17 protein-coding genes are annotated in these 21,997 nt (G+C 42.4%); 11 read left to right on the forward strand and 6 right to left on the reverse strand.

The window, feature by feature from the left end; genetic code table 11:
- Positions 1 to 88: 88 nt before the first annotated feature.
- From N475_RS23085 to N475_RS23105, 5 genes are all read left to right on the forward strand, one after another.
- Positions 89 to 1,591: a tryptophan halogenase family protein gene (locus N475_RS23085; RefSeq protein ID WP_063366029.1), complete on the forward strand. Its 1,503-nt coding sequence runs from the start codon at positions 89 to 91 to the stop codon at positions 1,589 to 1,591.
- A 212-nt stretch (positions 1,592 to 1,803) separates the two neighbouring features.
- Complete coding sequence (locus N475_RS23090) at positions 1,804 to 3,645, forward strand: alpha-amylase family glycosyl hydrolase (RefSeq protein WP_063359211.1); 1,842 nt, start codon at positions 1,804 to 1,806, stop codon at positions 3,643 to 3,645.
- A gap of 2 nt (positions 3,646 to 3,647) precedes the next feature.
- The gene (locus N475_RS23095; RefSeq protein WP_063366030.1) at positions 3,648 to 5,138 is read left to right on the forward strand and encodes an MFS transporter; all 1,491 of its coding nucleotides are present in this window, start codon (positions 3,648 to 3,650) and stop codon (positions 5,136 to 5,138) included.
- 21 nt (positions 5,139 to 5,159) lie between these two features.
- A complete protein-coding gene (locus tag N475_RS23100; protein WP_063366031.1) occupies positions 5,160 to 7,550 on the forward strand; it encodes a glycoside hydrolase family 15 protein in 2,391 nt (796 codons plus the stop codon).
- A 227-nt stretch (positions 7,551 to 7,777) separates the two neighbouring features.
- Entirely contained in the window at positions 7,778 to 8,371 is a 594-nt protein-coding gene (locus N475_RS23105; RefSeq protein ID WP_063366032.1) for a glycosyltransferase family 29 protein, read from the forward strand.
- A 44-nt stretch (positions 8,372 to 8,415) separates the two neighbouring features.
- Here N475_RS23105 and N475_RS23110 read toward each other — a convergent pair whose 3' ends face one another.
- Positions 8,416 to 9,711, reverse strand: a complete 1,296-nt coding sequence (locus N475_RS23110; RefSeq protein WP_063359215.1) for an anti-phage deoxyguanosine triphosphatase — start codon at positions 9,709 to 9,711, stop codon at positions 8,416 to 8,418.
- Between the two features lie 261 nt (positions 9,712 to 9,972).
- Here N475_RS23110 and N475_RS23115 point away from each other — a divergent pair, with 261 nt between their 5' ends.
- A complete protein-coding gene (locus N475_RS23115) occupies positions 9,973 to 10,797 on the forward strand; it encodes a glucosaminidase domain-containing protein (RefSeq protein ID WP_063359216.1) in 825 nt (274 codons plus the stop codon).
- A complete protein-coding gene (locus tag N475_RS23120; protein WP_063359217.1) occupies positions 10,787 to 11,431 on the forward strand; it encodes a DUF2987 domain-containing protein in 645 nt (214 codons plus the stop codon). Before N475_RS23115 ends, N475_RS23120 begins: the two co-directional genes overlap by 11 nt.
- Positions 11,432 to 11,514: 83 nt before the next feature.
- On the opposite strand, the gene N475_RS23125 is transcribed toward N475_RS23120, so the two are convergent.
- Entirely contained in the window at positions 11,515 to 12,681 is a 1,167-nt protein-coding gene (locus tag N475_RS23125; RefSeq protein WP_063359218.1) for a putative manganese transporter, read from the reverse strand.
- Between the two features lie 72 nt (positions 12,682 to 12,753).
- Positions 12,754 to 14,382, reverse strand: a complete 1,629-nt coding sequence (locus N475_RS23130) for a M28 family metallopeptidase (RefSeq protein WP_063366033.1) — start codon at positions 14,380 to 14,382, stop codon at positions 12,754 to 12,756.
- Positions 14,383 to 14,568: 186 nt separating this feature from the next.
- Between N475_RS23130 and N475_RS23135 the strand changes: the two genes are divergently transcribed.
- Genes N475_RS23135 through N475_RS23145 form a run of 3 tightly spaced genes read left to right on the forward strand, consistent with a single transcriptional unit; the run spans position 14,569 to position 17,366 of the window.
- Positions 14,569 to 15,411: a DUF3025 domain-containing protein gene (locus tag N475_RS23135; protein ID WP_063359220.1), complete on the forward strand. Its 843-nt coding sequence runs from the start codon at positions 14,569 to 14,571 to the stop codon at positions 15,409 to 15,411.
- Positions 15,377 to 16,165 carry an ABC transporter ATP-binding protein gene (locus N475_RS23140; RefSeq protein WP_063359221.1) on the forward strand — a complete coding sequence of 263 codons (789 nt, stop codon included), beginning with the start codon at positions 15,377 to 15,379 and terminating at the stop codon, positions 16,163 to 16,165. Before N475_RS23135 ends, N475_RS23140 begins: the two co-directional genes overlap by 35 nt.
- On the forward strand, positions 16,158 to 17,366 hold the full coding sequence (locus N475_RS23145; protein ID WP_063359222.1) for an ABC transporter permease: 1,209 nt from the start codon (positions 16,158 to 16,160) through the stop codon (positions 17,364 to 17,366). The genes N475_RS23140 and N475_RS23145 overlap by 8 nt, the downstream gene beginning before the upstream one ends.
- A gap of 14 nt (positions 17,367 to 17,380) precedes the next feature.
- Here the strand turns inward: N475_RS23145 and N475_RS23150 are convergent, their stop codons facing one another.
- From N475_RS23150 to tsaA, 3 genes are all read right to left on the reverse strand, one after another.
- Entirely contained in the window at positions 17,381 to 18,181 is an 801-nt protein-coding gene (locus tag N475_RS23150) for a UDP-2,3-diacylglucosamine diphosphatase (protein ID WP_063359223.1), read from the reverse strand.
- Between the two features lie 154 nt (positions 18,182 to 18,335).
- Positions 18,336 to 20,057 carry a proline--tRNA ligase gene (locus N475_RS23155; RefSeq protein ID WP_063359224.1) on the reverse strand — a complete coding sequence of 574 codons (1,722 nt, stop codon included), beginning with the start codon at positions 20,055 to 20,057 and terminating at the stop codon, positions 18,336 to 18,338.
- 94 nt (positions 20,058 to 20,151) lie between these two features.
- Positions 20,152 to 20,931: a tRNA (N6-threonylcarbamoyladenosine(37)-N6)-methyltransferase TrmO gene (tsaA, locus tag N475_RS23160; RefSeq protein ID WP_063359225.1), complete on the reverse strand. Its 780-nt coding sequence runs from the start codon at positions 20,929 to 20,931 to the stop codon at positions 20,152 to 20,154.
- A 131-nt stretch (positions 20,932 to 21,062) separates the two neighbouring features.
- Between tsaA and N475_RS23165 the strand changes: the two genes are divergently transcribed.
- Positions 21,063 to 21,482, forward strand: a complete 420-nt coding sequence (locus tag N475_RS23165) for a hypothetical protein (protein WP_063359226.1) — start codon at positions 21,063 to 21,065, stop codon at positions 21,480 to 21,482.
- Positions 21,483 to 21,997 lie beyond the last annotated feature (515 nt).

Raw genomic sequence — 21,997 nt, forward strand, 5'->3', positions numbered from 1 at the left:
GTCACTTGAAATATAAGCCACCAGAACGTATGTTTTGGTGGCTTTGTTTTATAAATCGTTAACTAATTGGTGTATCAGGGGGAAGGCAATGAGTAGCAGAAAAATTGTCATACTAGGTGGAGGAACTGCTGGTTGGATGGCGGCAAACCTTATTGCAAAAAGTTGGTGCGATAAGGATATCCATGTTGGTGTGGTAGAGTCACCTGATATCGGAATTATAGGGGTAGGGGAAGGGTCAACCCCTCAATTTAAAGCTTTTATGGACTTTATTGAGGTGCCAGAATCTCAGTGGATGCCTAAGTGTAACGCCACTTACAAAAACGGAATTCGTTTTGTGAACTGGTCAACAAGAGCTGGGTTTGAGCAGTATTCTCACCCGTTTCCAGCGCAGCCTGACGATTACTCAGCGCCAGCGTTTTTCCATAACAGTTTTGTTCGTCGAAAAGGAATTGATCTCGAAGGACACCCCGATCCATTTTTCTTGGCAACTTATTTAGCAGAGCATGCAAAAGCCCCCATTGCAGCAGAGAGTTTTCCATTTGAAATAAATTATGGGTATCACTTTGACTCTGGCAAGTTGGGTATGTTACTTGCTGAAAAAGCCAGAGAGTTTGGCGTAGAGCATATTCAGGCTTGTGTTCAGGATGTGCGTAAAAATACTGACGGTACAATTGCCGCGCTTATTTGTGACAAAAGTCGAGAAGTCTGCGGAGATATTTTCATTGATTGTTCAGGTTTTTCCAGTTTACTTATGCAACAGCATTTGCAAGTTGGATTTGAGTCTTTTGAAAATAACTTGTTTAACGACAGTGCGGTTGTGCTCCCTACAGAGCAGGGTGAATCGATTGCTTCTGAAACCGTTTCGGTAGCCAGAAAATATGGTTGGAGCTGGCATATTCCATTAACCAATCGCATTGGAAATGGCTATGTGTACAGTTCAAAATACTGTAATAAAGATCAAGCTGAAACAGAGCTAAGGGCTGCTCTTGGGTTATTAGATAGTGAGGTCGAAGCGAGACACCTCAGCATGAAAGTGGGGCAAGTAAAGGAGCACTGGCACAAAAATTGTGTGGCAATAGGTTTGTCTCAAGGTTTTATTGAACCCCTTGAAGCGACGGCACTACATATAGTTCAAGAAACTGTTCAATCATTCATTGAGTGTTATCAAGAGGGTGAGTTTACCTGCCAAAAACAAGGTAAACATAATCAAATGATGTCACAAAGATATCAGGCTATTCGAGACTATATTGTGGCTCATTACCGCGTCAACAGTCGCACAGATACCAATTATTGGCGTGATAATGCGAACAATAATTCAATTTCCCGGTCTTTGTTCAACGTTTTGAATGTTTGGGTGCAAGGTAAAAACTTATCGGACGAACTAGATAGGCAGGACATTGACAAGTATTACCCATCAGTGAGCTGGCACTGTTTGCTAGCGGGATATGGCATCTACCCAGAGCAACACCAATTGGTGGCTGGTAATGAAAGTGCCAACGTTCATGACATCAATAAAATTCGTGAGTACATTAGGAGATGTGGATTAAACTTTCCAGATCATAGCGTTCAACTTGCGCGTTCTTCGGTATAACCTGTGAAATAAAGGCTAGTTTTCACCGATAAGGTGGATACTTATCACATATACTGTTGCTGCTATGTTCAAAAACGCGAAGTATCTATCATACTTCGCGTTTTTGTTTATGAATAACAAATTAATCATCACCTTGAATACGTATGCAAGTGGTTCAACAGCACGCGACAAGTCAGTAGACTCAATTAAAATACAAAGATGACAACAATATAATGACAATAAAACCTATAGTGCTTGCACTTAGTCTTATTTCAGGCGGCGCGATTTTGACTGCATGTCAGACGACTCAATCCCCTAATGAGGCAGTTCAGGCCAAGCAACAACAAGATCAAAAACCGGTAGTATACCAAGTGTTCACCCGACTATTTGGTAACACACATACCAACAATGTGCCCTGGGGCACGAAAGAAGAAAATGGTGTCGGTAAGTTTGCGGATTTTACGCCAAAAGCGCTAAGTGAAATAAAAGCAATGGGTGTAAGTCACATGTGGTATACCGGTGTTTTACATCATGCATTGGTTGCTGATTACAGCCAGTATGGCATTGGTATTGACGACCCTGATGTGGTGAAAGGCCGAGCGGGTTCACCGTATGCAATTAAAGACTATTATAACGTCAACCCTGATCTTGCAATCGATCCAGTTAATCGTCTTGGTGAATTTGAAGAACTTATCAAACGTACCCATGAAGCAGGCATGAAAGTGGTCATTGATATTGTACCAAATCACGTGGCTCGAAATTATCAATCACTGAGTGCGCCTAGTGGGGTTACAGATTTTGGTGCGCAAGATGACACCAGTCAGGTGTATGCTCGCAACAACAACTTTTACTATGTGGCTGGACAGGACTTCAAAGTCCCAACCTCTGCAGACTATCAAGTGCTCGGTGGCATGCCACATGATTTAGTTGATGGTAAATTCATTGAGTCCCCTGCGAAGTGGACTGGTAATGGCGCACGTGCAGCGCAGCCGCATATTCATGATTGGTATGAAACCGTTAAAGTCAATTATGGCGTGCGCCCAGATGGAAGCTATGATTTCCCAACACTGCCTGCCCATATGGCTAAGCAGGATCACAAAGCACATTACGTATTTTGGCAAGAAAAGGACTTACCTGATAGCTGGTATAAATTTAGAGATATCACACTGTATTGGCTAGATAAGGGCGTTGATGGGTTCCGTTATGATATGGCTGAAATGGTCCCCGTGGAGTTTTGGAGCTTTTTAAATTCATCAATAAAGATGAAAAACCCAGACGCATTTATACTCGCCGAAGTTTACAACCCAACCTTGTATCGCGCTTATATCCATCAAGGAAAAATGGACTTTTTGTACGATAAAGTAGGCTTTTATGACAGTTTAAAGCTGTTGATGCAGGGGAAAGGGAATGCGCAAAGTGTCATAGATGCGCATAAAAGTGTGTCAGACATAGCACCTCACATGCTGCACTTTTTGGAAAACCATGATGAGCAACGTATTGCCAGCCCTGAGTTTGCTGGTAGTGCTGAAAAGGGCAAGCCTGCAATGGTAGTTAGTCACTTAATTAGCAGTGCCCCGACTATGTTGTACTTCGGCCAATCGGTTGGAGAGGATGGCTCAGAAATGGCGGGTTTTGGTAAACCGAGTCGCACCAGTATTTTTGACTATATCGGTGTCCCTGCACATCAAGCATGGATGAACAACGGTAAGTTTGATGGTGGCCAATTAACACAGAAACAAAAAGAGCTACGTGCATACTATAAAAAGCTCATGAACTTAAATGCGCTGCCAGCGATAATCGATGGTGATTTACTGGAGCTCAACCCCATGGATCTAGAGGGAACTCAAGCACCTACGGTCATGGCATTTGCAAGGGCAACTAGCAAGCAGCGTTTGGTTATTGCAAGCAATTTTAATGCGAAACATACGCAAACAGTGACATTGACATTACCCGAACACTGGCAAGGTAAAGTCACAGATTTACTCGAATCCCATCCGACAATGCAAATTAAAAACAATCAACTTGTGATCACATTGGCACCACTTGCTAGTGTTGTTTATGAGCTAGAGAGCTGATTATGCAAAAACAAAAACCACAATTGAGTTTCTGGCAAATCTGGAACATGTGCTTCGGCTTTATGGGCGTCCAATTTGGCTTTGCCCTACAAAATGGTAACGTGAGCCGCATATTCCAAACGCTGGGCGCTTCAGTAGACGACATCCCCATTCTTTGGGTTGCTGCGCCTTTAACAGGCTTGATAGTGCAACCAATTATTGGTTATTGGAGTGATAGAACTTGGACTGGCCTAGGCCGTCGTCGACCATTTTTCTTGTATGGTGCAATCTTAACGACTCTATCACTCTTTATCATGCCAAATTCTCCAACTCTTTGGATTGCAGCGGGCATGCTATGGATTATGGATGCATCGATCAATGTCACCATGGAACCATTTCGTGCGCTTGTTGGTGACAACCTCAATCAAAAGCAGCGTGCAACGGGTTATGCGATGCAGAGCTTTTTCATTGGTATCGGTGCGATTGTCGCTTCAGCATTGCCGTGGATGATGACCAACTGGTTTGGGATCAGCAATACAGCGCCTGCTGGTGAGATCCCGGAGTCGGTTAAATATGCATTTTATTTTGGCGGCGCTATCTTATTTTTGGCAGTCGGTTGGACCATTCTCAAAACGCGAGAATATACTCCAGAGCAATTAGCTGAATTTGAACCTGAGCATTTAAAAGGTGAGTCATCCGAACAAAAGCAGACGATTAACTTTGCAAAGTTTTCATTGATAAGCGGTGTGTTGGGTGGGCTTATCCTTGCTGGCGTAACGCTTTTTAAACTTGAAAAAGAGCTGTATTTACTCAGTGGGCTCTTGCTTTCGTTTTCGGCCATTATTTTAGTCGCTGGCTATTTACAGAATAACTCGCGAACAGAGGGTGGCTTTTATGAAGTGATATACGACGTATTCACAATGCCACAAACTATGAAGCAATTGGCTGTGGTTCAATTCTTTAGCTGGTTTGCATTGTTTGCGATGTGGATCTATACCACTTCAGCCGTGACTAGCTTCCATTATGGAACAACTGACGTAACCTCCAAAGCTTACAACGATGGTGCCGATTGGGTAGGAATACTGTTTGCTGCGTACAACGGCTTTGCTGCAATAGCTGCTGTATTCATTCCTTTTCTAGTTAAACGTGTAGGTTTGAAAGGTGCGCACAGCATCAACTTATTGCTTGGTGCTGGGGCATTGTTGAGCTTTAAATTTATCGCTGATCCTAGCCTATTATGGATCCCAATGATTGGAATTGGATTTGCTTGGGCTTCTATTCTTTCACTGCCATATGCCATGTTAAGTGATGCGCTGCCTGCAAATAAAATGGGCGTATTTATGGGAATATTTAACTTCTTTATTGTTATTCCTCAACTGCTCGCAGCCAGTGTACTTGGCCTTATTTTAAGAAATGTTTTCGAGAACCAACCTATTTATGCATTAGTGATTGGTGGAGTGTCGTTTGTTTTGGCGGCGCTGTCTGTTGCCCGTGTAAAAACGAACGTGCAGTAGAATCACCACTAAGGAGAAAAAATGAAAAAATTATCAAGTTTGTCACTTGCCTTAATTGCCGCAGGTTTAATCGGCTGCGAAAGTGCAAGCAATACACAGCAGCTTGAGACAGCACCGGGTGCACCTGGTGACAAACCTTATTGGACTTACTCTGATAAAACAGGCATCGGTACCTCATACGAAGCATATCAAAATGGCCAATATGCTAAAAATGCACAAACAGGTGAAGTATCTAAAGTTTGGTTTTCGATAGCTAAAGGTATGGTCACTGAGACTATGTTTGGTTTGATCCATCAAGCACAGATCCGTGACATGCAATTCGTCGTGACTGGTAAAGGTTTTACAGTGACGGAGCAAGATGACTTAGATGTATCAATTGACTATTTATACAAAGATGAAGCTGGTCGCCCATTGTCTCTGGCTTATAAGATTATTAGCAAAGATAAACAGGGGCGTTTTACTCTTGAGAAGCACGTTTTTACAGATCCTGATGGTCAAACGCTATTTGTTAGAGCCAAAGTTGATACAGCGCTGGATGGCGTAAAAGCGTTTGTAAACGTCAATCCTTACGTGAACAACAATGGATTGAATGACTCTGCCAAAGTGACCGAGAAGGGCCTAGTAGCTTGGGAAGGAGATAATTATTTAACTCTTCAGAGCCAGTCTGGTTTTGCGAATGCCTCGGTAGGCTTTACGGGAAGCAGTGATAACCTTGCTCAGCTCAAAACATCGCACCACTTGGCACAGACATACCAAAGCACGGGTGAACAAACAGGTAATGTAAATTGGTTAGCTGAACTGGGTGACGTTAAAGGGTCTGCAACTTTTGATTTAGCGCTCAGCTTTGGCGACAGCCAAGCAAAGAGTTTTGAGCAGGGCAGTGCAGCTTTGCGCAAAGGTTATCAACAAGTGCTCGCTAACTACAATGGTCAAGGCGATGTCGTTGGCTGGGAAGATTACCTTGCAAGCTTAAAGCCTATGAAGCGCCTAGCCAATTACACAACAGATCAAGGTAAGTTGCTAAATGTCAGCGCGCTGGTTTTAAAAGCACAAGAAGACAAGACGCATGCAGGAGCACTGATAGCGTCGCTATCGAATCCTTGGGGAGACACAGTTGCAGCTGAAAAGGGTCATACTGGTTACAAAGCGGTGTGGGTTCGCGACTTTTATCAAGTTGCAATGGCATTTTTGGCCATGGGTGACCCTGATACCGCACTAACCTCATTTGAATATCTAGAAAAAGTTCAAGTAACTGAGAAAACACCTGGTAACAATGGGGATACAGGTTGGTTCTTACAAAAAACTCATGTCGACGGCGAGCTTGAGTGGGTTGGTGTGCAGCTTGACCAAACAGCTATGCCAATCATGTTGGCGTGGAAGTTGTGGAAAGCTGGAGTACTAAACGATGAAAAACTGGTGTATTGGTACAAGCGTATGCTCAAACCAGCGGCAGAGTTTTTAGTCGAAGGTGGACGCGCAAAAATCCTTTGGAATGACACGCAAATAACGCCTCCGGCAACCCAGCAAGAACGCTGGGAAGAACAAGATGGCTTTTCACCTTCAACCACCGCTGCCATCATCGCGGGCCTAGTAACGGCAAGTGACATCGCGAAGCTTGCGGGAGATAACGAAGGTGTGACTCGTTATCTAAACACGGCAAAGCAATATAATGCTAAAGTTGAAGCGCTGATGTATACCACAGAAGGTAACTTGCAAGGCAAAGATGCTGACGGTCAATACTTCTTCCGAATCGCTCGTGACGAAAATCCAAATTCGGCAACTAAGCTTGGCGACAACAACGGTCGTGCCGGTTTGGATAAGCGCCAAATCATCGACGGTGGATTTTTGGAGCTAGTACGTTATGGTGTGCGCGATGCCGACGCTCCGAGTATTATCAATACGTTACCTGAGTACGAAGATGAGTCTTTACCTGAAAATTTAAGAGTGAAATATAGCTTTACCTTTGCAGGTGACCCAAATACCTACCCAGGCTTTCGTCGTTATGGCAATGACGGATATGGTGAAGATGAAGTGAAAGGCACTAACTACGCTGAGGGTGGCCAAAACACGGCAGGTCAACGCGGGCGAGTATGGCCATTCTTTACGGGCGAAAAAGGGCATTACGAGATTGCAGCAGCGGCAGCTACCAAAGGGCTAGATGAGCAAACGATAAATCATATTAAGCACACCTACGTCCGTGGTATGGAGTACTTTGCCAATGAAGGGCTTATGCTACCTGAGCAGGTTTGGGATGGTGTTGGTGTAAACCCGTTTGGCTATGAGTTAGGTAAAGGAACAAACTCGGCAACGCCACTTGCATGGACGCATGCAGAGTATGTGAAGCTAGTTCGTTCGTTAGCTGATAAACATGTATGGGACCACTATCCAATTATCAATAAAAGTTTAAACTAACCTTTTATATATAGGCAGTGCAATAAATAAGCACTGCCTTTACCTACCATTACTTATCAAGTCCATATTATCCAATTTAAATATTTATCTCTATATTAATTTTTTATTCAGTTTATGAAAATATAATCCTCGGCTCTTATTTCCACCACAAGAAATAGTTATAAAAATTATTTTTTAACAGCTTTTACAAAATATTTGGTTTTGTAATTAACAAAGGGCCGCTTTAAATGCAAAATGAAAAGGTGCTTATTTTAGGCAATGGACCAATAAATAAGGATGTCCGTCATCAAATTGATGATTTCGATAGAGTTGTACGCTTTAATTTTTGCGCAGGTTTACCAACACACTTGGGTGCAAAATGTACTGATTTATGGCTTTCTAGCCGCGGTAAACAGGCTAAAAAAATAGCATCTGATTTTCCTAGTATCGATACGAACAGCTTGCAACAAGTTATATTGACGGAGCCAGCTCCAAATCGCGTTAAACAAAACCTATTTAAACTAATTAAAAGAAAGGGGAAAATCGACTATTCAGTTGAAATTATCAGCCATATTGAGAATAAAAACATTGTGACTCGATTAGAGGAACCATATCGACGATCAGTATTAGCTGATTTGCTTCAATTAGGAAGGCCAGAATATAAGCCTGTTTGCCCAAGTTCTGGAATGCTCGCGATTATCTATTTTATTAAAAACTATCAAAAAGTAACCATCGCTGGTTTTGGGTTTCAAGGGTGGAAAAGGCATCCATGGGGCTTAGAAAAGAAAAAAGTAAATGAGCTGGTAAGGCAAGGCAAGTTATCATGGCTCGATGCAAGTTAGGCTCCTAGTTTTGATAAAATACTAGGAGCTTCTTTGTATTAGTCTCAGGTGTTATTTCCAAACAGTCGAGCATGGCAACGCCTTGCATACTCATCAGTCATACCTGACAAATAATCTGCTAAGACTCGCATTCTGGCTTGCTCATCTTCGGCCGCTTGATAGTTAGACTGAGCGGTGTAGGGAAGGAGCCTCATCGGGTCGCTTGAAAACGCTTCAAATAAGTCAATCAACATGTTTTGACCACTAAATTCTATTTGCTGCATTTTGGGCTCTCTTATCAAGCGCTGGAATACAAACTGCTTTAGTACCTTTAAAATTTCTTCAAATTCTTGTTCTAGCTTTACTGTATTCTTAAGTAACGGTTCTGAGAATGTCTCTTCTCGTTCGACAAGTGAGCAATTGATGATAAAGATATTAACCAGCTCTCCAATGGCATCTTTTCTAAGTGGTTCATCATCTGAAAATAAGCGATGAGTAATACTCGATAGGTTTTCATCCAGCCATGGTGAGTCAATTTTTTTGAAAGCTGGCATGGCATAGTTATACCAGTCTCTCTCTGACAAGGTACCTGTAGCAATGGCATCTTCTAAGTCATGCACCGCGTAAGCAATATCATCTGCGTATTCCATAATGGCACTGTCTAGCGATTTAAATCGAGTTTTAGATTTGTACTCATCATGATTTTTATAAGAGGTAAACAAATCTTTATCGTTGTCACACAAAGGGTCGAGAATCCATTCAAAAACGCCTTTATCACAATTATAGACGCCTTTAGCTGGCAGCCATTTTTTAGTGTAGATAAAGCGTTGATTCTGTTGTTCTGGTGGCTTATGGTGCCAAAGTTGCTCTATGTAGGCGGGATACTTTATAAATCCCAACAACGTTCTTCGGGTCAGGTTCATACCATAACCATTAGAGTATGGCTCCAACTTGGTTACAATCCGCAGTGTTTGCGCATTTCCTTCAAAGCCACCATGATCACGCATTAGGTAGTTCAGTGCTATTTCGCCTCCGTGGCCAAAAGGTGGGTGGCCAATGTCATGGGCTAGACAAATAGTTTCTATCAAGCTAGCAGACGGAAAGTAGTTAAATTCAGGGTTTTGCAATTTTAGGTGACGTAATAGACCGGTACCAATCTGAGACACTTCCAAAGAATGGGTCAACCGAGTTCTATAAAAGTCGTTTACACCAATACTCATTATCTGTGTTTTTGACTGCAATCGCCTAAAGGCGGCTGCATGGATTATCCTAGAACGATCAATTTGCCAAGGAGAGCGGTTATCATTAGGTCTGTTTTTTATTTGGTTTAGCAGGCGATCTTGCCAAGCTGTTTGCGTCATACCTATCTCTATAGTTATTGTTGAACAGTAAGCGTCAGTGCTTATTTTCTCTAGTATAGCGAGCTTAAAATAAAATTGTAATTACTTGGCTCCATTGAAAAAATCGCCTATTTTAGCGACAAAATGGGTGAAATTCGCGTTTAACGACTATTATTGCTATAATCACCGGCCATTTTATGAGATGAACTAAGTACAACGAGTCATTATCTGACAAAGGAAAATTCAGATTCTCGTTTTGTAGGTACTAGTGAGAGGAGAATCATGCGTTCTAACTTGATTAAGTTTTTATTGATTGCCGTTTCCTTATACGCAATTGTTTACCCATTTATTACCGAGCCACCAGAACAACCAGAACCCGAAGTCATTCCAGAAGTGATCGTTGAACAGCCAGAAGTCATTCAACCAGAAAAGCCGTTACATGATGTCGTTTTGCCTGACTTTGCTGCCATTAGAGATATTGCTACCAAGAAAAAGCGCTTCTTCGACTTTATTAAACCGCACGTAGAGGCGGAAAATAAAGTGATTCTGCAACAGCGCGCGAGTATAGAAATTGCCTTAATGATGTTGCAATTTGACGAGAGCTTGACCGATGTACAAAGTGAAAGAGTTTTAAAAATCTTTGATCTATATAAGATAGATCAAAAAGAGATCAGCAAAGAAAGTCTAAAATTAGCCCTCGATAGAGTCGACATTATACCTAAAGAGCTTGCGTTAATGCAGGCTGCTAATGAGTCTGCATGGGGCACATCGCGTTTTGCACGTATTGGTTTAAACTTTTTCGGGCAATGGTGTTATCGAGCAGGTTGCGGCATGATCCCAAAGCGTCGTGCTGACGAAGCTGCCCATGAGGTAGCCGCGTTTAAATCAGTTCGTGCATCAGTAACGTCTTATTTTAGAAATATTAATACCCATGATGCCTACCGTGATCTAAGGGCGGTGAGAGCTAATTTAAGAGCTGAGAAAAAGGAAATCACGGCCACTGAACTGACTCCAGGTTTGATGTCTTACTCTGAGCGCGGCGAAGATTACATTGAAGAACTCAATGATATGATAAGACACAACAAGGCTTATTTTGATGAAGAATAAAGTATTGTCGCTATTGTTTATAGCGACGAGTTTTAGCAGTTCAGCTGAGGAATTTGTTGCTTCTTATGAAGGCTTTTATGATCGTTTAAAAGTGGTTCAAAAAGGAGATTATGAATATGCTCGGGTTAACTTCTATTTAGTCGAAGGTGAAAGTAAGCGCCCTTGTGAAATCGCCAGCGGTAAAATAGTTACTGAACAAACGACGCTACCGCTTCAATATACGGCCGATGCCCAGCTAATGCTGCCAGTCAATGAAAAGTTAGACAAAGACAAAGCCGTTGTTGTGGTTACACCAGCCTCAGCAAGTTATTGTGAGATTAAAATTCAAATTGAGTCTGCCCATTTCACGAATGCTGAATTAACCAAGAAGAAGCTTTATCAGCTCCATAATGAGTTTGAGTCGCTATTAAGCGACTTGTCTGGAGTTTTTATCGGTAAGCTACTGTCCTTTATGTTGCCAGAGCAAAAAGGCGTCACTTTGGAATTTACTGGTAAAGTGAGCATGTCAGAGCCTCATGTTCACTGTGACAATAACCGCTGTCGTTTTGAAGTACCAACAAGTTGGCAAGACGATAATGGTAAATTTAATGTAATGTCTGAAGTGGTCAGCGCCAAGCCTTGGATAGTAAAATAAATTACGATCCCAATGAGAGGTGACTAAAGATAAAAAAAGCGACCGAAGGTCGCTTTTTTTATGGGGTACACTTTATCGTGGTGCTAGGGCAGGTTCCAGTAATAAATGCCATATCCTACAAACAAGGCTGGGATCGCGGAGTAAGCAGTGGCAAGTAATGCAGCTTTGGGAGCCAGTGCTATTGCTGGAAACAGAGCATCACCATCATTAGACACTGCGTTAGCCGCCAGTGCGCTAAAAGGTAATACGCCTTGAATATACAAACTGGTGACAACTATTTGTGGGCCGCAGCCAGGGAGTAAGCCTATCATAATTGCGATAAGTGGCGCATATATCGCGTACTCTGTGAACCAAGCTGCTAAATCGAGGCCAAAAAGGGCAACAGAGAGTTCATAAATCATAAAGCTTGCAACAACCCAAGCGGTAACAAAGTGGGTATCTTGTAAGATTTTGGCGAGTCGAGAAGGGGGCTTAACCTCTTCTTCTTCAGCTGTGATCTGTTTATAAGTTTGCCCTTTTGAAGACAGCGCCCAGATAACGACAGCAAAAATAGCCATGGCTGCACCGAGTAGTTCAACGGGCTTTTCGAATTGGCCCAGATCAAGGTTGAAAGCCATTAACAGTGATATCGCAATACAAGGAAATAATAACACCTTCCAAACTGGCTCACTCATTCTAACGGCGAAAGTTGGCGGCTCGCAATCTTGTACTTCTTTGTTATTAACGTCAGGTCGGCAATAATCTGCTTTATGGAACAAATTTACGAGCAGACCACTGGCAACGCCCACACCGACTCCAAGTAAAATAATGACCATTCCCTCGAGTGGCTTTTTGGCTAAGAGTAAAAAGGCGGCATCACCCATCGTAGCAGTAAGTACTGCGACAACAGAAGCAAAGCTAGCTTGTCCTTTAGTAAACTGAGTTACGACAATAATTGCGCCACCACACCCTGGTAATGCGCCCAATATTGCAGCCATGGTCACTTCAAGAGAAGGCGATTTTTTGTTTAGGTAACCGAGCTCAAGTTGCGGCATTTTTTCGACAAGGAAATAATAAATAGCCAAAGTACCTGCAACAAATACACTGACCTGAAAAAATGCATCAGCCAATGTGCCAAGTGCTATTTCACGTAAGGGGTCATAAAACAGCGCTGCTATCAGAAGCACTGGCAATATCAATCGCTTATTAGCGAGTAACATTGCAAATTGAGAGGCCGCTTTAAGCGGATACGAGCGAGAGTAAGAGAGCATAAAGTGCAACCGGTAACCTAATAACAGTTGCACTTTAGATTTAAATTAAATGAAAATCAATATCATTTATATTTATTTTCTCTGGAACTCAGAGGTTTTACTCCAAGTTGGCCAAGCTTCTTCTTGTGAAATTAGATAACCAGCTTTGAAAAATAGCTGAAGATCTTGCACTGCGCCACTCAAGTCCCATTCTTTTCTATAGCGATCACAAGGCTGGTGGTAACAGCCACGTAGTACCAAGCTCATGCGTTTTCTATATTTTGCAGTGGCATCATCAAACGGTTCATGTCCTCCACCGGCGTACATTGCAGGAATACCCATATTAGCAAACGCAAAGTGATCCGAGCGGTAGTAAATACCTGCTGATGGATTTGACTCGTTGGAGATGGCACGATTTTGTTCGTCAGCCACTTCTTTTAATACGCCGTCTAGCGAAGATTTACCAAGGCCAACAACACTGATATCTTTTACTTTACCTAACAGGTTAAGTGCATCTAGGTTGATATTGGCAACAGTTTGATTCGCTGGAATCACAGGCGTTTCAGCATAGAATTTTGAACCAAGTAGGCCTTGTTCTTCTGCCGTCACTGCTAAGAATGTGATAGAGCGGTCTGGACGCTGTGGTAATTTTGCAAATGCTTCGGCAACTTCGATGATGCCGCCAGTGCCGGTCGCGTTATCGTGTGCACCATTATAAATTTTGTCGCCTTTACGGTTCGGGTCCATACCTAAATGGTCCCAGTGGGCTGAGTAGATGATGTGCTCATCTGACTTTGTTGCGCCTGGTAAAGTTGCGATGAAGTTGTAAGATACTGACTTCTTAATAGTACTTTTAACGTCAACAGACGCTGTTAAGTCACCCATATCAACATTGTATGCGCCTTCAGCTGCTTTCTTTTTCGCTTCTTCAAAGTTTAGGCCAGCATCTGCAAACAGTTCTTTCGCTACATCAACACTTATCCAGCCTTCAACAGCAACGCGGTCCATATTGTTGTTTTCTTTTTGAAAGCCAAACTGTTCACCACTCCAAGAGTTTTCTACGACTTCCCATGGGTATGAGGCTGGAGCCGTTTCGTGGATAATGATCGCACTTGCAGCACCTTGGCGGCTTGCTTCTTCATACTTGTAAGTCCAACGACCGTAGTAAGTCATTGTATTACCGTTAAATACGGCTGGATCTTTAGTCGCATAACCTGGATCGTTTACAAGCATAACTACTGTTTTGCCTTTTACGTCTAACCCTTCGTAGTCATTCCAACCGTATTCAGGTGCATTGACACCATAGCCAACAAACACTAGCTCTGAATCTTTGAGAGATTGTTGAGGGCTGATGCGGCTAGTGCCCATAACCATGCCCTTTTTATACGGGTAGTTACGCTCACCAATTTTAAGTGTCATATTTGGGTCGGCTTCGATTGAGACAAGAGGTACTTCTTGTAAAAAGCTGTTGCCATTACCTGGTTCATAACCTAACGCTTTAAAATGCTTCGTTAGATAAGCAAGAGTGAGCTCCTCACCTTTACTAGATGGTGCACGACCTTCAAACTCATCAGAGGCAAGGGTTTTGATGTGCTCGCCAAGCTGTTGGGCATTGATACTGTTGTAAGCGTTGGAAATATCTTCAGGCGTGTTGCTTTTAGTTGTCGCACAACCAGCTAAAATAGCAAGCGACAAAGCACTTAGAGTTAATTTTAGTTTCATGACCTTTCTTTTATTTTGCTTTTACTTCTCACCTAAGTAATACCACAAAAGCAAGATTAATTCGACTTAAGCCGATACAGTGCAGGGATTGCTGTAAAAAACCACTGACGTTATTTAACTTTTGCTCAGTGGGGGTGATAGAGTAAAATAGTGCGCAATAAGGTTAGAGTAATAATTTATACAAGCATGAAAAAGTTTACTGCCCCGGAAAATTGGCATAGTCATTTATTTAATGATGCTCCGTTTGGCCATTTACAAGCACTATTTAATCTACAGAGATTTGCAACCTGGCCAAGTTTTGATTGGCTAAACTCTCAGCTGTCACACAGTAACAGCGCAGGTAAAAAAATTGTGTTCACGCCAAATGCATTATTAGAAAATGAAACGCGTTACTATGAAGAAATTATCGCGCAGACAGGGCAGGTGCCTACTCGAGAAGATAATTGGCATGACTTTTTTGGTGCGATGATTTGGTGCTTGTTCCCGAAAACTAAGAGTTTACTAAACCAATTGCATACCGAAGAAATTAAATTGCATGGTCTCAAGCAGCGCAGTCGTAAACGCAATGCTTTAACGTTATTTGATGAGTGCGGCTTGGTGCTAGCCATTCCTCAATTACAGTGGCGAGACAAGCTACGCGAACATAAATGGACAGAGGTATTTTATGAACACCGTAATCTATGGCATAACAGCCTAATACCGTTTGTATTTGGCCATGCTAATTATGAAATGCTGACCAATCCATTTATTGGATTGACGGGCAAGTTACTGTGTATCGTCGTTGAAGAGCCGTTTTATGATTTACCTTTGACTAAACAGTACGCGTATTTAGACAACAAGCTCGTTCAATTGATACAAGAACAAAACGTGCTTGATGACAATACAAAAATGTCACCTCTTCCTTTGTTAGGTATTCCACAGTGGCATTCTGACAGTCAAAATGAGGCATTTTACGCCAATCAGGATTATTTCAGGCCAAAAAGAAGGAACTCAAATGATAGCAGTCAACGGGCTGAAAAAACGCTTTAAACTGACAAAAGAAGCAGCTTCGAGCAACTCAAGTCGAGATCCACGCCAAAGAGATGGCTATTTCAACTCCGTTGAAGAGGTCTCTTTTACGTGTGAAGGTAATGAAGTGCTTGGTTTATTAGGCCCAAATGGTGCGGGGAAAACAACGACTCTACGAATGTTGTCAACTGCACTCACTCCCGATGCTGGAAGTATTCATATCGCTGGTCACGATATCATCAAGTCTCCATTGGCGGGCAGAAAAGCCATTGGTTTTTTGTCTGGAACAACTGGCTTGTATGGACGTTTAACAGCAAAAGAAAATGTTGAGTACTTTGCCAAGTTACATGGCTTAAAAGGGAGGGCTCTAAAATCGCGGTGTGAATCACTCTATGCCAGATTAGATATGGAAAGTTTTTTGGGCAAGCGTGCCGAGCACTTGTCCACAGGCATGAAACAAAAAACGAATATCGCACGGGCGGTAGTTCATGAGCCAGATGTGGTGATTTTAGATGAACCAACCACGGGCTTAGATATCATGACAAAACAAACCATTATTCAATTTATCAGGGAGCTTAAATCAAACAAAACACCCGTAGTGTTTTCTACTCATCATCTAGACGAAATTGCGCTGCTATGTGACCGCATCTGCCTAATCGACCAAGGCGTAAGTTGTTTTGACGGCAGCATAGAACAGTTTAAATCAGCAGGTCAGAGCGAAGAGTTGAATGACGCGTTTTTAAATATAATAAACCAAGGGCGTGCACATGTTTGAGGTGTTTTTAAAAGAAGTTAAAGAGTTACTAAGAGATAGAAAAACGCTTTTTTTCGTGATTGCATTACCCATTGTTATTTTTCCGGTTTTGTTTGCTTTATTGGCCCTTCTTGCTTCTAAAACGACGCTAGAAGCAGAACAAAAAGTGCATACTTATTATATTGCTAATGCTCACTTAGCCCCTGAGTTTGAGGAGAGGCTCTTTTATCATAAGAGTTTTAAACCCTATGAAGGTGAAGAGCGTTTTGAGTCTGAACAGGCACTTGTTGACGCTGTACGTGCAGGAAAAATAGATGTGGGTGTTGTGATCCCCAATCAATTTGAGCTTGGCCAGCCACTTACGGAGCAATCAAGGTGGCAGATTGTATTTAACGATGCTCAGTCGATAAATTTTGTTTACAAACGCCTTGAAACGCTTATCTACAAATTTGCAGCGCAAATACGCGCTACTTCTCTAAAGGCGCTCGGCGTGCCTCAATCACAACATAAAGCACTTTTAACCCCCATAGCAGTGACTAAAGTTGATACGGCAGATAAACGAGAAAACTATGGAGAAAAGATAGGAGCATTTATCCCTTATATGTTGATCCCGTTGGTGTTGATGGGAGCAAGTTATCCTGCAATTGACTTGGGAGCGGGCGAAAAGGAGCGAGGGACGTTGGAGACCCTGCTGTTGACGCCTGTAACGCGCACTCAATTGGTTTTAGGTAAGTTTTTGACTGTACTCGCAAGTTCAATAGCCTGTGCGGTAGTTACAGTGTCGAGCTTAGCGGTGTGGATAGGAATCGCGAGTGGATTTGGCGTACTGGATAGTATTAAAGAAGCTTTCGCAAGTGTGAGTATTTGGGACTATGTGTTGATTTTTGCACTATTACTGCCAGTTGCGGTGATGTTATCGTCTTTGGTACTTGCTATCTCAATCTACGCAAGAACATTCAAAGAGGCGCAAAACTATATGGGACCACTAAGCATGCTAGTGTTCGTGCCTATTGTGGTGTCTTTGATGCCTAACATGTCTTTGACGAGTTTAACCGCCTGGATCCCAATCACCAATGTGTCTTTAGCAATAAAAGAGATCATTAAAGGCACCGTAGACTATGGTGCCGTGGCAATGATTTTTGTTGCTTCAGCTTTATTGGCTGGCGCACTCCTTACGTGCTGTGTGCGTTGGTTCAGCCGTGAAACCGTGTTATTTCGATAGCTTTATCTTAATGATTACGCGGCTTTCGCGTCGCGTAATCCTTGTTTTTCTAATTCCACGACGTTGAGCACTTTCTTTACATCTGACCAGTGCAGTAATTCAATTCGACCTTGTTCATTTTCTACTAAGGCGGTGCAGTTTTCTATCCAGTCACCATCATTGCAGTAAACTATACCATCGGTCACATTGATCCTTGGTTGGTGTATGTGGCCACAAATAATCCCATCCATGCCTTGCTTTTTGGCTTCATGCACGGCTGCGCGCTCAAATGCGGCGATGGCTTCTCGGGCTTTATGAACTCGATTCTTGAGCCAAGAAGCCAGTGACCAATAGTGACCGCCATACAATTTACGTATGCGATTCGTCCATCGATTTAAAAATAGTAAGAAGTCGTAGGCTTGATCGCCAATGATGCTAATGAGCTTGTTATAGCGAGTGGCTGAGTCAAAATCATCACCGTGGAGCAGCAAGAAACGTTTTCCTGCGGATGTGGTATGCACAAAAGTATGGTGTACTTCTACATTGAACAAAGTCATATCAACATAGTTTCTAAAAGTTTCGTCATGATTGCCCGGAATATAAATAACGCGCGTACCAGACTCTGCTTTTTTCTGAATACACTCAAGAACTTGGTAGTGACTCGAGTGCCAATAAAATTGCCGCTTTAAAGACCAAAGGTCGACAATATCTCCAACCAAATACAAAGTGTCGCAGCGGGTACAGTTTAGAAAATCTAGTAGAAACTCGGCTTTGCAATCTTTATAGCCAAGGTGTACATCTGAAATCCATATGCTGGGGTAATAAGTTTGCTCCATTGTGCCTACTCTCAAGCGTAATAATGTCTACGTTAAAGGCACTAGATGACAATTAATTATCATTATTGAGACGCTATGATGACATTTTGGAGCATCTCAAAATTTGAGCATAAAAAAACGCGCCACCGGGGCGCGTTTTTGAAGCTTAGACAAGTTAAGCCATGAGCTTGGTGATTTCAGCAACGGCTGAATCAATATCTAGCATCACTTTTTCACCCGTTCTACGGTTTTTAAGCTCAACCTGATTGTTGTCAAGGTTACGTTCACCGATAACAAGCGTGAAAGGTACGCCCACCAATTCCATATCGTTAAACATTACACCCGGACGCTCTTTACGGTCGTCAAACAACACGTCAAGGCCAGCAGCTTTTAAGCCTGCATAAAACTTTTCAGCTATTTCTGGAATACGATGAGACTTATGCATATTCATTGGAACAATTGCAATGTCGAAAGGTGCTAGGGCTTGAGGCCACTTGATACCAAACTTGTCGTGATTTTGCTCAATGGCGGCTGCGACAATTCGAGATACACCGATACCGTAACAACCCATCGTCATTACTTGGTTTTTACCATTTTCACCTAGTACGCCAGCATTCATCGCTTCTGAGTACTTGCTACCTAATTGGAAAATATGGCCGACTTCGATACCGCGCTTAATTTGCAGTGTACCTTGTCCGCAAGGGCTTGGATCGCCTTCTACAACATTGCGGATGTCTGCAACTGTGTACCCAGTCGCATCACGGTCCCAGTTAATACCGCTGTAATGTACGCCATCTTTGTTAGCACCTGCTACAAAATCAGACATGACAGCTGCGCTGTGATCAACTATCACTGGTATATCAAGGCCAACAGGGCCTAATGAACCTGGCTTTGCGCCAATTGCTGCAACGATATCTTCTTCAGTTGCCATTTCAAGAGGGGCGCCAACCAGCTCAAGCTTTTCAGCTTTTAGCTCATTCAATTCATGGTCACCACGCACGATAAGAGCAACAAGGCCACGCTCACCGTCTTCAGTCTCAGGGCCATAAACTACCAGTGTTTTAACACCTTTGTGCGCCTTAACACCATGCTGCTGAGCAAGCTCTGCAATTGTCTTGGCATTAGGCGTTTCAAATGTATTTAAATCTTTGCTTGGTGCTGCACGTTCTGTTGCAGGGGCAATCGCTTCTGCTTTTTCTATATTCGCAGCGTAGTCGCTTTCGGTGCTAAATGCGATTGCATCTTCACCTGACTCAGCCAATACGTGGAATTCGTGAGATACGCTGCCACCAATAGAGCCTGTGTCTGCGATAACTGGACGATAATCCAAACCAAGACGCTCAAAAATATTGCAGTATGCTTGATGCATTATCTGATAGGTCTTTTCAAGGCATGCATCATCTAGGTGGAAAGAGTAAGCATCTTTCATAGTGAATTCGCGAGCACGCATTACACCAAAGCGCGGACGTACTTCGTCACGTACTTTAGTTTGTACTTGGTACAATGCAAGTGGCAGTTGTTTGTAACTGCTAACTTCTTTACGTACAAAATCAGTGATCACTTCTTCGTGTGTCGGACCAAGAGCAAACGGGCGGTTGTGGCGATCTGTAATTCTTAGCAGTTCTGGGCCGAACTGTTCCCAACGACCTGACTCTTCCCATAGATCTGCTGGCTGAATAACAGGCATCAACATTTCGATTGCGCCAGCTTTTTCCATTTCCTCGCGTACAATAGTTTCTACTTTACGAAGTACTTTTAAACCTGACGGCAACCAAGTGTATAAACCTGAAGCGAGTTTGCGGATCATACCCGCACGTAGCATTAGCTGGTGGCTAACCACCTCGGCATCAGAAGGCGTCTCTTTTAGAGTCGCTAAAATATATTGACTGGTACGCATGCTTGTTCCGTTCAATGTTGTGTGTTTTTAATTAGGCACGTAGTTTAACAGTGCCTAAGGTGCTAAAAAAGAGTTATTTTCGCTGTATGGATATTTAATCTTTTGCTTTGTCTACACTTTGCTGCTTTTCTCGAGTTACCTCGATGACATGGTTGTGCTCATCTTCAACTTGCCACCGTATATTGAACTCATAAAGGTTCATTCCGTAACTTTGAGTTTGCTGTTTCTTCTTTTTATAAGCTGGCCTTGGGTCTTGTTTTAAGACGTTACTAATAAAGCCTTTTAATTCTGGGTATTGCGATTGTTGGTCAATAAAGCGTGCGGCTTGTTCACTAAATGATACTGTCATTTCAGTTTCTGGGCGTGTATCAGCGAACCCTGCTGAGGCGCCTTCGAGTGCATCTGAGTAAGGGAGGTAGGGTTTGATATCAACAATGGGCGTACCATCTAAAAGGTCAATGCCTGACAATAATAGCGCCAGTTGACCATTTTTATACTCAACACCTTCGAGCTTGACCGCACTCATACCAATACCATTTGGTCTAAAAGTGGCGCGTGTTGCGAAAACGCCTTTACGTTCATTTCCGCCTAATCTAGGAGGGCGTACTAGGGCAGAATAGCCTTTATCAGCTGTTTCGTGAAACCTGAAAAGTAGCCAAAGATGGGTAAACTCTTCGATACCGCGTACAAACTCCTCACGATTAAATGCATCACAAAAAATCAATTTTGCAGTGGCTTCTGGGACCAATCTAGGCTGCCTAGGAATGGCAAATTTTTGTTTGTAAGGAGATTCGATATGACCGATAGCTTGAACTTCAAATTGCACGATTGCGGGCTCTAAAGAATAAAAAAGAGCATTGTATCTGTTTGTCATGAGCGCAACAAATCTAAATTCTAAAGTAAGTGGTGTAATAGCTTGTAATGTACAAGCGCAAAATTACACGCATAATTATCCCAAAAAACAAAACGGACAAAGCGATGTTTTTTGCGCGATTTGGAAACCAAATGTTGACGAGTGACGATATGGAGCTGATTGGAGACAGAGCACTTGGCTTTAAAAACAGCATCACCAGTTCAGAGCAGCGAAAAGCTTTAAAATCTAACTTACACTATGCAAACCAAAACAATGATGAAATTGCCCTGTTTATGGAAGTGGTAATTCGAGTGTGCAAAAAGTATGTGTGTAAAACCAGCCCCATTCGCAGCGCACTCATACTGCAATTGCAAAGACAAAGAAAATCTTTAATGCAAACTTTCAAAGGTGTTCAAGAAGGTACGGTAAGTCCCTGTAAACTGGATACGTTCTTGCAGCAGCATACGGATTCAATAACAGCTTTACTGTTACCTGACTCTTTGGCATCAGCAAGCGATTTAAAAAAGATGGTGCGTACGGTGTTGTTTCAGATTGCACGGGAATGCATCTAAGCCAGATAATATTTTTATTTTACCCCTCGTATTAGTGCTTTATCGAATAACGTCATTATCTCTATCAGTTATATTGGCGTTATTGTGCTATTTTAAATAATTCATACCGGTTCGGTGTGACCTTGCTCATTACTCAATAGGGCTAATTCAATCATAAGTTATAAGCCCATTTTCTTTGATGAATTTAGCAAATATATTATTTATACAAGTTTTTTCAGATTTTAAATTTTTTGTGTTTAAAAAGAGCTTGGGCATTGAGTTTAGCATGGGTGATTCCAGTTGGTACCGAGAGATCGATTTGGCATGATGAAGTATCTGCTTTTGAAGATGCCAGCTAAACTATGCTCCCCAAATAGCCGAAAATAGCAAAAAATTTTTCTGAAGCTTGGAAAAATAGCGCTATTTTTCAGAGTATCCAATGCTGTAACCACGTTAAAGCCTACCTATTAGTGGAAGCTCCCTATTTCGGATTTCAGTTATTCGGGCATTGCTTGAAATCAAGATTAGCTTAGTTT

It is taken from the genome of Pseudoalteromonas luteoviolacea DSM 6061, from assembly GCF_001625655.1.
GTDB classification, from domain to species: Bacteria; Pseudomonadota; Gammaproteobacteria; order Enterobacterales; family Alteromonadaceae; genus Pseudoalteromonas; species Pseudoalteromonas luteoviolacea.

What these genes read in the sequence shown, in the direction of transcription:
- N475_RS23145 (WP_063359222.1), top strand. Translation starts at nt 16,158, where the DNA reads ATGTTTGAGGTGTTTTTAAAAGAAGTTAAAGAGTTACTAAGAGATAGA.
- N475_RS23125 (WP_063359218.1), bottom strand. Translation starts at nt 12,681, where the DNA reads ATGCTCTCTTACTCTCGCTCGTATCCGCTTAAAGCGGCCTCTCAATTT.
- N475_RS23130 (WP_063366033.1), bottom strand. Translation starts at nt 14,382, where the DNA reads ATGAAACTAAAATTAACTCTAAGTGCTTTGTCGCTTGCTATTTTAGCT.
- N475_RS23085 (WP_063366029.1), top strand. Translation starts at nt 89, where the DNA reads ATGAGTAGCAGAAAAATTGTCATACTAGGTGGAGGAACTGCTGGTTGG.
- N475_RS23105 (WP_063366032.1), top strand. Translation starts at nt 7,778, where the DNA reads ATGCAAAATGAAAAGGTGCTTATTTTAGGCAATGGACCAATAAATAAG.
- N475_RS23090 (WP_063359211.1), top strand. Translation starts at nt 1,804, where the DNA reads ATGACAATAAAACCTATAGTGCTTGCACTTAGTCTTATTTCAGGCGGC.
- N475_RS23115 (WP_063359216.1), top strand. Translation starts at nt 9,973, where the DNA reads ATGCGTTCTAACTTGATTAAGTTTTTATTGATTGCCGTTTCCTTATAC.
- N475_RS23100 (WP_063366031.1), top strand. Translation starts at nt 5,160, where the DNA reads ATGAAAAAATTATCAAGTTTGTCACTTGCCTTAATTGCCGCAGGTTTA.
- N475_RS23155 (WP_063359224.1), bottom strand. Translation starts at nt 20,057, where the DNA reads ATGCGTACCAGTCAATATATTTTAGCGACTCTAAAAGAGACGCCTTCT.
- N475_RS23120 (WP_063359217.1), top strand. Translation starts at nt 10,787, where the DNA reads ATGAAGAATAAAGTATTGTCGCTATTGTTTATAGCGACGAGTTTTAGC.
- N475_RS23110 (WP_063359215.1), bottom strand. Translation starts at nt 9,711, where the DNA reads ATGACGCAAACAGCTTGGCAAGATCGCCTGCTAAACCAAATAAAAAAC.
- tsaA (WP_063359225.1), bottom strand. Translation starts at nt 20,931, where the DNA reads ATGACAAACAGATACAATGCTCTTTTTTATTCTTTAGAGCCCGCAATC.
- N475_RS23150 (WP_063359223.1), bottom strand. Translation starts at nt 18,181, where the DNA reads ATGGAGCAAACTTATTACCCCAGCATATGGATTTCAGATGTACACCTT.
- N475_RS23135 (WP_063359220.1), top strand. Translation starts at nt 14,569, where the DNA reads ATGAAAAAGTTTACTGCCCCGGAAAATTGGCATAGTCATTTATTTAAT.
- N475_RS23140 (WP_063359221.1), top strand. Translation starts at nt 15,377, where the DNA reads ATGATAGCAGTCAACGGGCTGAAAAAACGCTTTAAACTGACAAAAGAA.
- N475_RS23165 (WP_063359226.1), top strand. Translation starts at nt 21,063, where the DNA reads ATGTTGACGAGTGACGATATGGAGCTGATTGGAGACAGAGCACTTGGC.
- N475_RS23095 (WP_063366030.1), top strand. Translation starts at nt 3,648, where the DNA reads ATGCAAAAACAAAAACCACAATTGAGTTTCTGGCAAATCTGGAACATG.